10 protein-coding genes are annotated in these 16,538 nt (G+C 40.0%); 1 reads left to right on the top strand and 9 read right to left on the bottom strand.

Annotation, left to right across the window (positions count from 1 at the left end; all coding sequences use genetic code 11):
- The 8 genes from LBQ60_03240 to LBQ60_03205 form a co-directional block, all read right to left on the bottom strand.
- Nucleotides 1-1,641, bottom strand: a 1,641-nt coding sequence (locus LBQ60_03240) for a hypothetical protein (GenBank protein ID MDR2036917.1), incomplete at its 3' end; no start/stop codon positions are given.
- 208 nt (nt 1,642-1,849) lie between these two features.
- Nucleotides 1,850-3,307 (bottom strand): BNR repeat-containing protein, encoded by a 1,458-nt coding sequence (locus tag LBQ60_03235; protein MDR2036916.1) that lies wholly within the window; start codon nt 3,305-3,307, stop codon nt 1,850-1,852.
- A gap of 40 nt (nt 3,308-3,347) precedes the next feature.
- Nucleotides 3,348-4,448 carry a glycoside hydrolase family 88 protein gene (locus LBQ60_03230; GenBank protein MDR2036915.1) on the bottom strand — a complete coding sequence of 367 codons (1,101 nt, stop codon included), beginning with the start codon at nt 4,446-4,448 and terminating at the stop codon, nt 3,348-3,350.
- A gap of 252 nt (nt 4,449-4,700) precedes the next feature.
- Nucleotides 4,701-6,044, bottom strand: coding sequence for a hypothetical protein (locus tag LBQ60_03225; GenBank protein MDR2036914.1), 1,344 nt, complete (start codon nt 6,042-6,044; stop codon nt 4,701-4,703).
- 30 nt (nt 6,045-6,074) lie between these two features.
- Entirely contained in the window at nt 6,075-7,277 is a 1,203-nt protein-coding gene (locus LBQ60_03220; protein MDR2036913.1) for a DUF4959 domain-containing protein, read from the bottom strand.
- Nucleotides 7,278-7,323: 46 nt separating this feature from the next.
- Nucleotides 7,324-9,297 (bottom strand): RagB/SusD family nutrient uptake outer membrane protein, encoded by a 1,974-nt coding sequence (locus tag LBQ60_03215; protein ID MDR2036912.1) that lies wholly within the window; start codon nt 9,295-9,297, stop codon nt 7,324-7,326.
- 12 nt (nt 9,298-9,309) lie between these two features.
- Nucleotides 9,310-12,648, bottom strand: coding sequence for a TonB-dependent receptor (locus LBQ60_03210; GenBank protein MDR2036911.1), 3,339 nt, complete (start codon nt 12,646-12,648; stop codon nt 9,310-9,312).
- Between the two features lie 153 nt (nt 12,649-12,801).
- On the bottom strand, nt 12,802-13,797 hold the full coding sequence (locus LBQ60_03205) for a FecR family protein (protein ID MDR2036910.1): 996 nt from the start codon (nt 13,795-13,797) through the stop codon (nt 12,802-12,804).
- Nucleotides 13,798-14,498: 701 nt separating this feature from the next.
- Between LBQ60_03205 and LBQ60_03200 the strand changes: the two genes are divergently transcribed.
- On the top strand, nt 14,499-14,636 hold the full coding sequence (locus tag LBQ60_03200) for a hypothetical protein (GenBank protein MDR2036909.1): 138 nt from the start codon (nt 14,499-14,501) through the stop codon (nt 14,634-14,636).
- Nucleotides 14,637-14,961: 325 nt separating this feature from the next.
- On the opposite strand, the gene LBQ60_03195 is transcribed toward LBQ60_03200, so the two are convergent.
- Nucleotides 14,962-16,146 carry a 6-bladed beta-propeller gene (locus LBQ60_03195; GenBank protein ID MDR2036908.1) on the bottom strand — a complete coding sequence of 395 codons (1,185 nt, stop codon included), beginning with the start codon at nt 16,144-16,146 and terminating at the stop codon, nt 14,962-14,964.
- Nucleotides 16,147-16,538 lie beyond the last annotated feature (392 nt).

Below are 16,538 nucleotides of genomic sequence, written 5' to 3'. Positions count from 1 at the left end.
GTATCCGTTGGTATACTTTTCATATACGGACAATGATTCATGTAACTTGGCATACCAGCTGACATTCAGGTTATAATGTTTAGCCACTTTCTCCGCAAGTAAGGCATTGGACCACATATTATCGGCCATCTTCCGTTTTAAAGCAATAAAATCGGAGTATTCATAGCCGGAAATATCGATCTCTTCACAACGGTCATCTATACCCAGCTTCTTCAGGTCCACCGTCTGTTCGAAAACCTGGTCGCCGTCAAGGTCGTATTCGATAAAATCAAAGAAACCGTTATTGTCCTTGTCCGTATATTTGACAGTGGAGAATTTCTGAGGTGTCTTGTTCAGCCAGTGACGGTCATAACCCTGATAGGCTGTGGCATTCTGGTCGATACGCCAGCAGCCCCATTCAGCGCCCAACAGGTGTAACCGACCATCAAAATTACCAAGGTACAACTTACCGCCGCCTGAGGCATCAAGGTCCCACTCACCCCTGTCACCGGCAGCATCGGCCTGGGGATGATTGTCAATTCCTTCCTTACGCGTACCTATCAGGAAAGGGTCCCTTGGTTCGAGCAGCTCTACACGTTCCCATCTCTTACAGTCATCATCTTCATCATATACAAAGTATATTTGCTTCCACTCTCCTTTGAAGATCATCTTTTTTGCCGCATCGTGATCGGGATAGATCAACTCTTCCAACTGGCGGAAGCGGGGATCCATAAAATATTTGTCCGATTCGGGCAGTCCCCTCAGGTTGGGTATTTTGTGCACCTGGTCCATATAATCGAATCCGGGACCACGGAAACTGATGGTGAAGTCGAAGTCAAAGTCGTTACCCGGACCGTTGTCATTATCCATATCGACAGCCAATGAAACCCAGTCGATCTTACCGCTTAATTTTACTTTTTGGGTGGTTTTTCCATCGATCTCCCCTTCAATTTTGCGTGGTGAGTCACACAAACGGATGGCGACTTCCGATCTTCCATCACCGTCATAATCATAGAAAAGGAAAGGATTTTCCCAGTTCAAACGAAGATCATCCATCCCATTGGTATAAGCATGTATCTTCAAAAAGGCGGTATTACCGCTGTAATCGGTATAGAAATTGGAGGTTTCCACGCGGTCCCAGTTACGTAGTTTCATCGTGTTCCAGTCGATATAATTGAATACCTGGTCATGGTCGGTATCCAATACCCACATATAATGCCCATTTGGCCAAACCGTCCCTTGAACACTATCGGGATATTCCACCACTACCTGGAGATCCGCTTTCCCGTCATTATCAGTATCCACCCAATCTATGACCAGGTCGCCCCAGGAACCGAATTTGCCGTCTTTGTTCCTGTCGATGAGCAGACAGTCATTATCCGTATCGCCTTCCAGGTCGCCTTTTTTCATGTCACCGTCATCATCTATCCAGAGAATGGGATAACCGTTGGATGTAACCGATTTGATCGCATCCGGCTTTCCGTCACCATTAAGGTCGATATATTCAGGAGTGTAGCCAACCGGAGGGGGTGGCAATCTGAATGGAACCATAGGGGTACCTGTATTCCAGTATTTTGCCTCCTCTTTTTGGGCAAAAAGAGGAAAAGATGAAAAAAGGAAAAAGAAAAACAGTGATTTTTGGATAAGTTGTTTTAATGACATAGGAATTTTTATTTATGGATCATATTTTAAAATTGATTTTCACCTGGCTGGTCTATTTCGAAAATAAAAACCTCATAGTACGAAGCCGGCCATTCAACAACTGGGGGCGGGTCGATCGTTTTGCAGACCCATATACATAAATAAATATTTCACAACCATATTGAAAAATCGATCTAACCCACCACTCAATTATTCTAAAACAAAGTATTTATTTTTTTACCTGTCCCTTTACAGGTTTCTGTTGTTCGGCTGTCATCACATAGGGAAATTGCCATACATTACCCTTACTGTCTCCAAAAAACATCTGGGACTTGCTGGGTTCGTCCGGATTTCCGTCGGCCCAGAAATATGTAAAAGGATCGACGCCATTGACCACTTTCCGTATATAATTATGATTACGGGGACTATTTTTGGTGATCTGTTTGGTACGTTTCCAGGTTTTACCCTTATCCGTACTTTCCCAAATCACTAATTCTCCTCCACAACCCCAAGCCTGCGGACTGTTTTCCGTAGGACCGATCACAGTCCATTTTTCCCCTGTAGCCCAGATACTGCCTGTATCATAATTATGGTCGGAAGTGGTGATCTTATGATTCTCCCATTCTTTCCCGTTCCAGTAAATTACCTGCCAGTCTTTCAGTCCGTTTTTAGGCCCGGGCTGATGTCCTTTCCCGGAAACATACAGTGCCATTGGATTTCCCTTTTCATCAAAAGCCACATCTTTAATATACACATTTTCATCTTTGCTGAAAAATTCCTTAAGCAAAGTGGAACTGTTCAAATCGGTAACCGGTATGGATACAGGAGTACCATCCACTTTGGTCCACGTTTTGCCGAAATCGGTTGTCTGCATATAGTAGATATTGGTACGGCGATCTACATTTCCGTTAGGGTGCCAGTTAAAAAAGAAAACGATTTTCTCTCCTAACTGTCCGCTGATCTGGTAATGACCGCCGTTCTTATCTCCCGGACGTTTTATCGCTGCCAGCTGTTGATGTTCTGTCCATGTGTATCCGTCGGGACTTGTATTAAAATATAACAGGCGTGTACCCATATATTTGGTGAACAGGTGCAAAAAACCTTTTCCTTTTATGTATTTGGGTTGCGGATAAGTCATTTCGTCCTCTACAATCTGGTCGAAAGCATCAACACTATAGGGTTGCCGGCTCTTATAAGCAAAACCGGGACGTCCTCTCCCCCTTCCACTGACAAATACCCAGACATATCCATCCGCATCCATGGAAATAGCCGGATTGTCATGAGGATCAAAAACGCCTCTTTTGTCATATACGACAGTAGGCTTAGTGACCGTTTTCGTTTTATGATCATAGCAACCTGCCATACATAATAAATAATTACCATAGGTTTTTCCTTTCCGGTTGGGATCATCTGCAGATGTCTTCCTGTCCTCTGCAATCCCTCCGTAAACAAAAAAGGTCTTTTGGACTTCAGGCGAATAGATGGCCAACGGAATATGTTTAGCAGTATATGTGGCCATCCCGCCCGAATATTTATCTCCATATTCGGAGAATTGTCCCAATGTAAACCAGATACCTTTATATCCGTCAATTTTCTGATTATCAAGGGGCGGATAATTCTGACCCGAAAGGGTTCCGGAAAAAAGGAATAAGATAAATCCGATTAATAAATTATGATATATTTTCATGGTTTTCGAACGAATAAATATTTTAATAAATGATTGAAATCTATCGTTTCAGTTTGATCACTTCACTCGCTGCCAACAGGAAAGCTCCGGTTCCGTATACTTCCCAACTTTCGGCTTTGAAATTTCTACGGGGATCACCGCCGATCGGTTGTACCCAACCAACCCTGCCTTCTTCATTGACACAACTGTTAAGGGCGACCCAGGCTCTTTCTACAGCAGGCAGATAGGTGGCTTTATCCAACAACTTGTTATTGATCCCCCATGCCAATGCATAGCAAAAGAATCCGGAACCGCTGACTTCACCTCCCGGATATGAATCAGGATCGAGCAAACTGGCCCGCCACAGCCCGTCAGGCTGTTGTATGGATATCAACTTAGCTGCCATTTCTTTAAACAGGTTTTCGTAAAAAGGCCGTTGGGGATAATCTTTAGGAAGTTCGGCAAGTATACGTGCCAATCCACCCATAACCCAGCCATTCCCGCGTGACCAGAATATCTTTTTGCCATTGGCTTCCCACCTGTCTTTCCCGTCATTTTTGATCACATAATTCAGGTCACGGGCAAATAAATCCTCTTCTTTGTTGTACAATAAATCATAACACTCTTTAAAGTATTCGTCATTTTTCTTCAGGTACTCATCATTTCCTGTGGTGATACCCAATTTTACCAATACGGGAGGAGCCATGAACAATGCATCGCACCACCACCATTTAATGACATCCACTTTGCCCTTTGTCGGATAAGGCCTGTCCAGGAAAAGCTGCAGGGTATCTATGGTAGGTTGAATCATTTCCTGCTTTTTTTCGATACGGTACATATCGATGTACATCTGGCAGATAGCAATATCATCAGCATGGTACCAACGCCTGTAGGGTTGCCATTTTACTTCATTGCCCATATTCATCATGGCCTGGTAAATATCCTTTGATCTGGTGGTTTCCCAGGCAGCAAATACCCCGGCATAAAAAGCCCCGTTTGTCCAATCACGCGGATTGTGTTTCGGATTCTTGAGTTGCCAGTCAGTAACTTTCAGAATGGTTGAATTTATGTATTTTTTTGAAAACAGTTTTTTGTCTATGGATTGAGGAAAACATGTAAAAACAATGGATAAAAACAGGACTGATAAAATGATTTTTTTCATGGATAAAAATTTGAAATAATTGATTTGATTTATTTTAAGCACTCAGTGCTATTAATTGTTTTTATAAGTTGCATTTATTAAACTGATTACATTTATTATATGCGACATTAATTTATTGATATTACTTAAAAACAATACATATATGTTTTTGTTTTGAATCGATGCAATTCTAATGTTTTCCTTATAATAACCAAATAACCCAAGATATCGATCATTTCCAAAGTATACCTTGGGTTATTTCAGCATTTAAACCTATTGAAGTTGTACTACTCTTTGTACGGCATCCAAACGTATGGAAGCAATATTGACATAGGTTCTTTTTTTCACGACGGTACAGACCGAACTCGGACTGTCTTCGGCCCAGATATCGATCATTTTGATCCGTAAATACCTCACTTTTTTTGTTTCCCCGTTCACCCGCAGGTCAAACTGGTGTCCCTTGGCGGCTTCTGTTGCATACAAAGATGCCTGTGCAGGTTTTATGATCTCGCATGATTCCAGCAAAATCCAGTTACTGTCAAATACATTGCCGTTTTCCGCAGGATTATAATTTTCATCCACTTCCAACGCTCCCCATATTTCAAATTTTTTCGGATTATTGTTGACATATAAGTGGGTCGCTCCTCTTTGCCATAAGGTAAACGACGACAAATCATAAGCCTGTCCCATATCTATGGTAAACCAATAGGGGAAAGTCCAAAGATCATTGCATGCGGTAAGCGCCCATGCTTTGGATATAAACGGGGTGCCATCTGTATTGTAAGCATTTGTCCAGATCTGAGAAAGAGAATTAGCTGTTGCATTAGGCTCATTCTTATCTCCAGGCAGGTTTTTTACGGAGAAACCGGACCGAACTACTTCTGCCGGTGTTTCTACCACATTCAATGCTATTTGTTGAAATGCCACCTTAAAAGTATCGATAGCCAAAGAATCAGGAAGGAAAACAGTAGATAACCAGATATTTTCAGAGAAATTAAAATTTTTAAGCAGAATAGTATCCATTGAGGCTATAAAGCTTACAGTATCCTTCTTCCCATTTGTATCGGTATAGATCAATTCCTCAGCAATTGTACCGTTATCCGGTGACTCCCAGATAATTTCAATATCGCCTTCTTCGGTTAAATCCAATTTTCGTATAGCCCTGTTCAACAAAGTACTACGGTATTTGTCTCCATATACGGCACCAATCACCTCCGAAGCTACAGATTTGTTTTTATCGCGATCAAATGTATATACCTCAAAAGTATAAGTCTGTTCTTCCATATCTTCCAACAAAACCTTTATAGTATCTGCCGTTCCAGGAGTACGCAAAATAGGTACTTCACGGGATTTCTCTTTATTATTCCAATAAATCATCGCAGATGTTATGGAAGGATCCGACTTAAGTACCCATTGCAGTTCAACCCTGTTTTTTCCGGGATGAACTTCAATAGAATCGGCCTTTCCAGGATAAATGATCTCACCTCCTTCAATATATTCCTCATAATTATCCTTCATATTATCGCAGGAAGCCATACAGGTAATTGCCAATACACAGGTCATCAAAAAATATTTTGATAATGACTGTTGAATTCCATATTTAAATAAATTCTTCATATTATTTCTTTTTAACAAGCAAATCACAATTTATTGAATTTCTTCTTCAACATTTCCAAATAATGTAATTTCCGTCATATTGAAGAAAGAGGTACTAAGCCCTCCCCAGGCAGAATTGATACTGAACCGGATATACCTTACCAGTATATCGCTTCTGTCAAATTCAAACTCTTCCCCGTTCAATTGACGTTGATAGTCATCATCAGAAACTTCTCCGAGAGGCAGACCGGAAGGTTTAAAAGAAACACAGGGTCCTTCCCTCAAAGGGATCCATGATTCATCAAGGCTTCCGTCAGGATTGGGATCCGTCGATCCGTATATCTCCCATTGCTGGGGCATACCGGCATTATACAGGAAACCAGCGTTAGTACTTACCCGTCCATGTGTTACCACCCTTGACAGATAAGCCTTTACTCCTAAATCGATGGTAAATGTATGTGGCAGACTCTTTATCCCTGAATTGGTCTGGTACATGGTAGCGTCGGTCAAGGCGTCATCCCACAGGTTGGTGATCGGACGATTTTGCTGAATGATATCATTCATATCGCCTGTAAGCGGAGTAGACCTGAATTTTGTTTTGTCCAGTTTTTTCTCAAGTAACGGATGGAATATATTTTCATATGTCCCGGACGTATTGCCCCAACGATCCTGCACATAAATACTGAATGGCCTCGCATCCGTATCGTACCCTCTGACACTGAACCGGTCGGTGGCTGCTGAGGTATAAAATATTTCAGCCGGAACCATGTTCCCCAAAGAATCAGTTGTATTGACATATATCCGGACTTCCGCTCCGGACGGATTATCCATCTCAAACTTAATTCCGCCGAAAGTTTCAACAATGGTTTCCTTTAAAGATTCAAAAACGGAAAAAACAGGTGGCGTTTTCGGTACCACTGTCACGATCTCCGGTTCCGACACCATATCATTTCTTCCTACAGAGTATAACCGGACCACAAATTCCGTGGTATCACTAAAACCATCTATAACCAATTCGCTGGTATAATAAGATGCTTTAATCTCTCTTATCACACCCGGACGAATTTCGGCTTCAGCTTTCACATACAGGAAATTCTTATCATCAGGTACCTGATAACTGATACGGGCGGCTCCCGGCAATGGAGCGATTTTCACGTCGGAAACTTTAGCAGGAGCTGATCCTCCTTTATTCAGAGGAGAATACTCCTCCTCTTTGCATGCCTGAAAAACTGTCAACAAGAAGATGACAGACATTATATACAGTGATTTTACCGTTTTCATGTTCAATGACTTTACATGATTAATATCCATAATTTTGTACTAAATTCCTGTTTACCAGCAACTCGCTTTCCCTGATGGGCCAGAAATAATCCCGGATCATAAAAGACTGATTATATAATACACGTTGCCTGTAATAATATTCATTGGTTTTTTGCTGGTAATCCCAACCGGTAATCGGCTTATTGAGTTCTATATGTGCAAGTCTCCATCTTCTGAGATCCCAGAAACGATGTCCTTCAAAAGATAATTCTATTAACCGTTCCTGCTGGATGATTTCCCTCAGGGTTTCTTTTTGCTTATATTTATTAGGATTGATTGCATAATTGTCCCATGCCTCACCGATTGAAGGTATTCCTGCCCGTTGCCTTACTTTATTCAGCCATGTATAAGGAGAACTTTCATCTGTTATACCACTGGGATCTCCCTGTGGCCCGTAAGCCTCATTTAACGCTTCCGCATACAGAAGATAAAGATCGGCCAGCCGCATTACCGGCCACGGATATGTTCTCAGTGTATAAGTATTGCTTCCTGTGGTGGTTGACGGTTGGCTTTCATGATTGACCAATTTTTTCGGCCAGTATCCGGTAACATTTGTCCTGGCGGTTGTAGGCGGCACTTGTAATTGCTCTGCCTTACACTGGATCAGGTATTGATCTTTATCATCATTGGCTCCCTGTCCGAACCATAAGCCACCATCAAAGGCCAGGTTAGCATAAAACCTCGGCTCCCTGTCAAAATGAAGACCTATAGTGGTATAACCGGGTTGTAGATAATACCGTTCGGCATCAACAGCCTGCCTAAAACCAAACCTACCGCTGTAATTATATGTTTTATCCTCATCGATAGGTAATCCGTTCCGGGAATAAAACATCTCAGCGATCTTTACCGGAGGAGAATATTTTCCCTGTGTACTTTGATTCTGCAATGTTCCGGGAACCTTACTCAACATCACTCCGTAAGGGGTAGCATTATACTGGGGAGATGTTCCGGTACTCTGCGTATTGGCCCAGATTACTTCCCCGTTCCACCTTTCTGTAACGGCAGTACGGATTGCAATTAATGTCTTGGTAGAATCAGAAGGTTCCCTTTTCCCTATTCCGGAGCTTGTGTATGTATATAGTCTAAAATTCGACTCGCAGAGTGCAACGGCTTCGGCACAAGCATTCGCAGCCCGTATCCATTTACCGGGATCAGGTTCAGCATTAAATAAGTGAATTCCCCTGTTGTCAACGATATTTGCATAATCACTGCTACCACCGTTGAACAATGGGCTTGCCGCTGTTACCAGAACAAGCGCTTTAAATGACAAGCAAATCGGCTGGGTAATTCTTCCTAATTCAGTTGCCTCATAGTCTATTCTTTCCGGAAGGTCATTCACAGCCTCGTCTAAAAGTTCAACTATATAATTCACACAGTCGTCGACCGGTTCCCTGTATACTTTTACTTCATTTACATCTGCCGAGATCGGCAGGTTTTCTTTCATCAACGGTATCGGACCATACATCCGAAACAACCAGAAATGATAATATGCTTTCAGGAATTTTACTTCAGCACTCCATCTTTTCTTTTCGGTATCTTCCATATCGGGAACCCGCCCTATATTTTCCAGAAATATATTACAGTCCCTGATTCCCTGAAACGGGTTGGATCCTCCAATAGCGTTATTCCAGAAATCCATATAAGGCGATGTGGCATTTTGTAATCCCCGGGCAATGGATGTCGCTGCATTTGCCCCGGTAGAAGTAATATAGGGATACAGGTACCAATATTCATCACCCGCGGAGATAGCCGGGTCATTGGAAATCTCCCCATGTGCCGGAAGATGCCTGAAACAGGTAAACAGATACCTTTCTGCAGACACCCGCATATTAAAATTTTCTTCAACTGTGGGGATATTGTCGGGAACAACATCCAGATAATCACAGGCAGTTGCTACAGAAAAGAGAGCAACAAACAGAATAATTTTTCTGATATATTTTGAATTTTTTTTCATTTTCACCAATTTTTAATTAAATGAAACATACAGTCCCACATTGAAGACACGTTGGATAGGATATCCAAGACCTTCTGAAGCCATTTCCGGATCCCAGATCTTAAACTTACTCCAACAAAACAGGTTAGTAGCATTCACATATAAACGCAAATTACTCATTTTAAATTTTTGCGCAAGACGGGAGAACGAATAACCCAATTCCACTTGTTTCAAACGGAGGAAACTCCCGTTTCTTTGATACCATGTAGTCTGTTGGGTATTATTAGAAATTGCCGTTGTGCTTAAACGTGGCCATAAGGCAAACAAATCCCGGTTGTCTTCCGACCAGTGGCTGTCGGCATAAGCTTTCAGCAATTGATTGTTCGAAGAGTAAGAAATGTTGTCAAACTTAAAGTTATAGTTATCCAAAAACGGCGCAGTATCGGATACTCCGATCCGGAATGATTCCCGTGCCGTTCCCTGAAAAAAGACACTGAAATCCCAGTTTTTAAAGCCGGTAGATACCCCAAATCCATAAGATATCTCAGGAACTGTAGGATAACCTGCCGGAACCCTGTCTGCTTCAGTGATTCGTCCGTCACCATTCACATCACGATATTTAATGTCTCCTGCCATATAATCACCGAATTGGGTGGGTGAATTGGCTACCTCGTACTCATCAACAAATAATCGTTCACCGATATACAACCATTCCTGCTTTAGTGGGTGCCCCACCCTTGATCTCCAGGGTTCGTCATATTCCGGTTCTTCATATACCTCATATTCATTGGTCGCATAAGTAAAATTTCCACGACCCTGTATCCAAAAATTACTATTGAATGAATGTGAATAATCAGCAGACAGATCCACTCCTCTCCCTGAAGCCTCTCCCACATTGGCTTTGATGGCTGCGGCCAATCCCATAGATGCCGGGATATCGGCACGGCTCATCAATATATTTTTCCTGTATTCCTGAAAATATTCGGCTTCTATTTTCAATTTATTATATAATCCGATTTCCAGGGCTATATTGCCTTTCTTAGATATTTCCCAGGTAATATCATTATTTCCATACCTGTCCACCACTATCCCATTCTTGGAGTAATTATAATCGGTCCCGAATTTTGCTCCTGTTCCCTGGCTAACCATGGAAAGGTAGTAGAACCGATCCTTCTTCTCTCCGATAGCATCGTTCCCGACCAAACCATAAGTCCCTCTTAACCGTAAGGTAGTGATTGTATTTTTCATACTTTCCCAAAACCGTTCATTAGAAATGCTCCACGCTAATCCTACCGACGGGAAAAAACCGAACCTGTGCGATTTATGGAAACGTTCCGATCCGTTGTAGCCGAAATTGAATTCGGCAAAATACCGGCTATCATATGAATAGGTGGCCCTTCCTGCAAGCCCCAGGTTACGTGAAGGGAGAGATAACTGTAAATCCCCGGCATTGGCCTCGAGCAATTGTCGCATAGTGTATACCAGCAATCCGCTGATGGCATGTTTTTCGGCAAAAGAACGGTTATAATTAACTGCAGCTTCCATATAGAAAACGGAACTTACCTCTTTCGGACCTTCAGAATATGAAAGTGACTGGGAACCTTTGTCTTCATTAAGGATCCGCAATTTGTACTCATTCGTTGCCCTGTCATATGAATGTGCCGCATAATAAAAAGGATTATAATAACGGGAAACATCGAAGTATGATTCCCTGTTTGTATTCAGCATGGCCCTCATGGAGAGTCCTTCAAGCAGGAAATCGAGATTCTGGTTGATCTCAATTTGCGCCAGCATTTTCGACCTGGAATACTCCTTATAACCCCTTACCATTTCTGCATAAGGATTCAGGTAAAGGTTCCCACTCTCATGTTCTGCATTCCCGAACATGATGTGTTGCACCAAAGGATCCTGAGATTCTGGAAAGTATGCAGGAAATAATACAGGATTGCTTCGTACAATCATATTGTACATGGTTTTACCCCCATGTAACGGACCTACATAATCATCAAAAGACCCGTTCAAACGAACAATCAGTTCTGTTGATTTGGTCAGATCGATATTTACATTTGAACGCAGGCTGTATGTACGCAATTTGATATTATTGTTGAAATTATTACTTCCGTCCACTTTCAATATCCCATTATCATTAGTGAACCCGCCGGATACAAAATAACGTGCAATTTTTCCTCCTCCGGAAACACTGACATTCACCCGTTGGTTCATGGTATGATTTTTCATCAATGATTCTTTCCAATCCGTGGCAGGATAAACATAAGAATTCAATCCGGCAATGGTATTGTCAATTTTACTCTGATGATAGGGTAAAGGCGCCAGGGGATTTCTCGTCAATGCGGCTTCATTGTGTAGCTTCATAAACGTAATAGGATCTGCAAATTCAAGATCTTTGGTCGGTTGTGAAATGGAGTTTTCAAACCGGATGTTGATTTTTGCAGGTCCTTCCCTCCCTGATTTGGTTGTAACAAGGATAACGCCATTGGCGCCACGAGCACCATACAATGCCGTAGCTGTTGCATCTTTCATAATACTGAAACTGGCGATATCATCTGCCTGTATCCTTGCCAGGTCGGTAGTCGTCACCTCCACATTATCTATCAGGATCAACGGGTCTACTTTATAGCCGAAAGTCATTACCCCACGGATGAAGAATTCCGCATTGTCCTGACCGGGCTCCCCGCTCCGTTGGTAAGATATCAGACCGGCCACCCTTCCTGCCAGGGAATTTGTCAGGTTGCTGCTGGGAACCTTCAGATCTTCCGGCGCTATGGTGGAGATAGCTCCAATTACGCTCTCTTTCTTCTGTGTCCCGAACGCAATGATGGTTACTTCATCAATTTCAGCAGCCTCTTCTTTCAACACAACGGCCAGGATACGTTTATTCCCCACAATAATTTCCTGTGGATGGTAACCCATAAAACTAAACTGGAGTACAGAGGTATCACTCGGAACTGTAATGGAGTACTCACCATTGATGTCGGTATTGGTACCCTGTGTCGTTCCACGGACAATAACATTGACCCCGGGCATGGTTTCACCGGTTTCGTCGGAAACAGTCCCGGTAACCTTTATACCCGGTTGACTCTTAACGTTTTTCCGGTCGGCTGAATTTTCATCTTTGTATATAATGATATGATTGTCCCTTGATGTATATTTAATATCCCGGGGGGTCAGAACCTTATCCAATATTTCCAAAACAGATTGGTTCTTAGCTTTTATCGATATTTTTTGGTTCAGGTCAACATCTGAACTTCTGACCATAAACAAAAAATCACTCTGATTTTCAATTATCTCAAAAACTTTCTGAATACTGACATCCTGCAGGTCTAAAGTTAATTTTGCAGATTGATAGGCCAAGATATTATGTGAAACAAGAAATAGTAAACATAATAACTTGATCTTTTTGATTGTTTTCTTTATTTTTTCCATAATTAATGTACTACAATTTTTGAATTTCATTTTCCATCATCTCCTCGTCAAATTTTTTACATTCTCTTTTCATAGGCATTTTTATTTATTGATGATTGTTAAAGTGTCATTCTTAAAAGACCATCGAAATCTGTTATTGATATCTATCACTTCCAGGATATGTTGGATTCCGGAAGACTTATTGAACGATCCGTAAAATTTTTCGGACTTTAATTTTTCAGATTTATTGATGATCGTAATATCATAGGCACGCTCAAGCTGTCGTGCTATCAAATCGAATGATTCATCCGCAAAAAATATTTTATCATTGATCCAGCCGGTATACTTTACAGCATCCACTTTATTCAGTGTGACCTTATTTGTATGGCTGAGGTAGCTCAACTGTTCATTAGGTTGTAAAACAATAGATTCTATATCCGGTTGATGATGGTTTACCCGGACTTTTCCTTCCAACAGGGTAATCTCAGTTTTCGGATCATTTTCATACGCTTTCACAGCCAAAGTCGTTCCTGTGACCACAGCATCCATTTCTTTTGTCTTTATAACAAACGGCTTTAAACTGTCTGATTTTATTTCAAAAAAAGCTTCTCCGTCTAAAACAACGATACGATTGTCTGTCCCAAAATCATTATCATATTTCATGTTGCTTCCGGCATTCAGCCAAACAACAGAGCTATCGGGCAAATAAAGCTTTAACCGGGATCCGTTAGGAACAATAAGTTCCGTATAAATGCCAGGTTGTATATTTTCCTGCCGGTTAAGAAACAGAATCGAATAAAGAGAAACAAACAGAATCGTTATAGCTGCCGCTGCCCCCCAGGCAGTTCTTATCCATAGTTTTCTTTTCTGCGTTTCCTGTTGATAAATGATCTTACTTAAAACATCCAAATGAGCCGACTCTTTCGCATCGGTAAATGCAGACATATGTGATAATGCCCATACTTCACTGCATTCCTGATAATATATTTCATTCTCCTTAGATTCCCGCAACCAGGATAGTATCGATTCCTTTTGTTCAGGACTCGCAGTGCCTGCAAAATAATCAGACAATAAGCGATTTATTTCTTTTTGGTTCATTTCGGATGTTTTATTATTTATAATACACTTCAAAAAAAAGTGGGGGTGAAATGATGCATATATTTTTTCAATATTAAAGTATTTTTTATGAAACTTATATTTATTTTTCACCGTGCCCACTGTTGAATTAATCAAAAATATGCCTGATTAACAGCGATTAAGTCGAAATATCCAGAAAAAGGCAATGGGCTAATTTGTTTGGATTGAAATTAAAATTTCATATGTTAGCTATTTATTATACCCGGTCTCAATTTGAAAGCATCAAATCGACTTTTCATACAGCAGCAATAGAAACTTTACCCGAAGCCGGGTTTCTCAATTTACAGATATAAAGGATCTTAAAAATGGATTTGTATCATGAGAACAGCAGGGGGAAGAGAGAATTAGGATATAGCAAGCAGTTTTTTATAAATATTGCATTTTGACTTATCCAGTGGAAAATCAAAACTGATTTTCTAACTCAAAAAGATTTATTTTTAGACTTTGATGTAATTTTCCCGGTAATCATTAAAATAAGGCCTGTTAGTTTCAACATTATAGCGCTATAAAATAAAACATCACGGAGTAAAGGAAGTTGGAAAATATACTTAAATAACAGAGAAATAAGAATGAGTACCACTCCAATAATGATCAATATCAACCATAAACTCATTTTAAAATCTTTGGAACGGAATAGGTTGATTAAAAAAATGGCTTTAAAAATGATGGCTGTTATAAAAACAGGAAACCAAAATGCTGGTGAAACACCCGACCACCTGATCATTATGGCAGCAAACAACAGTCCTAATCCAACATATAAGAAAATTTTGTTTTTCACCTTTTTTGCTGTAGGGGAATGAATGTTTGTTTCTCTTTACAATCAGATACGAACACTCCTCGGGATTTTTTCCTGAAGCCAATAAGATATAATTTCATCACTAAAAAAGTAATACAATATGGTGTGCAATATTAATAAAAATAAATCTCTTCGAAATCAGGACACCTGACATTAAATGGTTTTGAAATTTGTAATATCCTGTATGTCAAACCAGTCGATTTTTATAAATTGTTGTCGCAAAGTCATTGACACTTCGAATCGCATGTAACAAAAAAATGATCCTGCAATAATCAAAGTTAATAATATTAAGCAAGGGCTGAAAATATTGAAGGATCCGTCATAATAGTTTATTTTAAGGTGATAATGATCAATACAGGATTGTCTTCTACATCAAGCCGGTCAATCAATGATTTAAGCTTTCTTTGCTGGTCGGGATACAATGCCTTCGATTTTGCAAAATGAGAAGCTGTTAATTTTTCTTTTAAATCTATTGGTTGAAGCATGTTCCACATATAGGAGCCATCATTGTAGAAGTGTCGTATATTTAATCCACCATCCAGATCATTAATGAATTCAGGATGAATATCATTGATTAATTTATTATTCTGTTTATCATATAATGCCCAGTAGTGTTTTATCCGGTCACGATTAAAAATATTTGCTGAATAAGTGATGAATAGAAACAAATTATTTTCATAGATACTATTTATTGTATTTTTATTCCCCAACTCGGAATAGGGAGTTATAAAAGCGCCGGTTTTCATAGCTTCCTCAAGAGTCAGCCTGTCCGGGATCCGGATAACATACTTTGGTACACATTTGTAATCAGCGTTGATACGAAAAACAGTATCGTTATAATAGTGCCAGTAATGAATATTATCCTGATACGTGTAAAACTGCGGAGGAAGGATATTACTTTCCAATATTCTTTTCTTTAATGTATATTGATCGTAATTAAGTTCGTGATGTAAAATTTTTCCTTCCCGATCCATGACTGCATATTTATATTGCATCTTCCCATCGGTATTATCAAAAAATAAGATACTATTTCCGTTTTTCTGATCACAATGCATGTACTCTACCCGGCCGCCTTCAATTTTATCAAATGGGTCGCGTATTGTTTTTTGATATTTTCCGTCAAAACCAAATACCAGGATATTATGAACATAATGGTTATAGATATAAATGACCTGATTTTTTTCATCGAACGTATAATGCCGCACATAACACTCAGCAGGTCCTTTCCCAATCAGATTGATTTGCCTGAGAAATTTTCCATTCCTTTGAAATTGTAGTAAGGCTCCTCCCTGCACAGTAAATATAAAATCTTTACTTAAGGTACTTGAAGCATGATCCGAAAGTAATGCTTTAGCATTTGTTTCCAAAGGTATATAGTCAATTTTCGAAGCAATTTCTGAGAGCTTCAAATTTTTATTATAACCTGACGGTTTGGGAATTTCGATTTTCTCTATTTCCTGTGCAAATGATACGTTATATGCACAAAATATGACGAACAACAATAGTATTTTCATATTTTATTTTTTTAACAATTGCTCAAAAATATTAATTTTCTAATCCTTTTTGCCAACCCTTACATTTAATCAGGTACAATATTAATAATAAATGCGAATCAGTAGTTGATACTATTCTCTGATTATTTAGTTAAAAGATTAATTATCAATAAAATAAATGGATTAAATATTTATTCAATCTATTGATAATCATTGATTTATAAGAATAATATCTATTATTTTTCAGTTATGATTCCCAGGAAGAAAGAGCTTAAATTGATACAAATTTATATGTATAAGTAGATGTTCATAATTAGCTCACATTATTGCTTTTTCTGTTTACCTTCTCATACAGTGGTGTTACACCGGGAAGGCCTGACCTTCCGGAAGCGGGCACCAGCCCTGCTAAGTGA

The organism is Bacteroidales bacterium (assembly GCA_031275285.1).
In the GTDB taxonomy this organism is placed as follows: Bacteria; Bacteroidota; Bacteroidia; order Bacteroidales; family UBA4181; genus JAIRLS01.
This window is presented reverse-complemented; position numbering and strand designations above follow the sequence as displayed.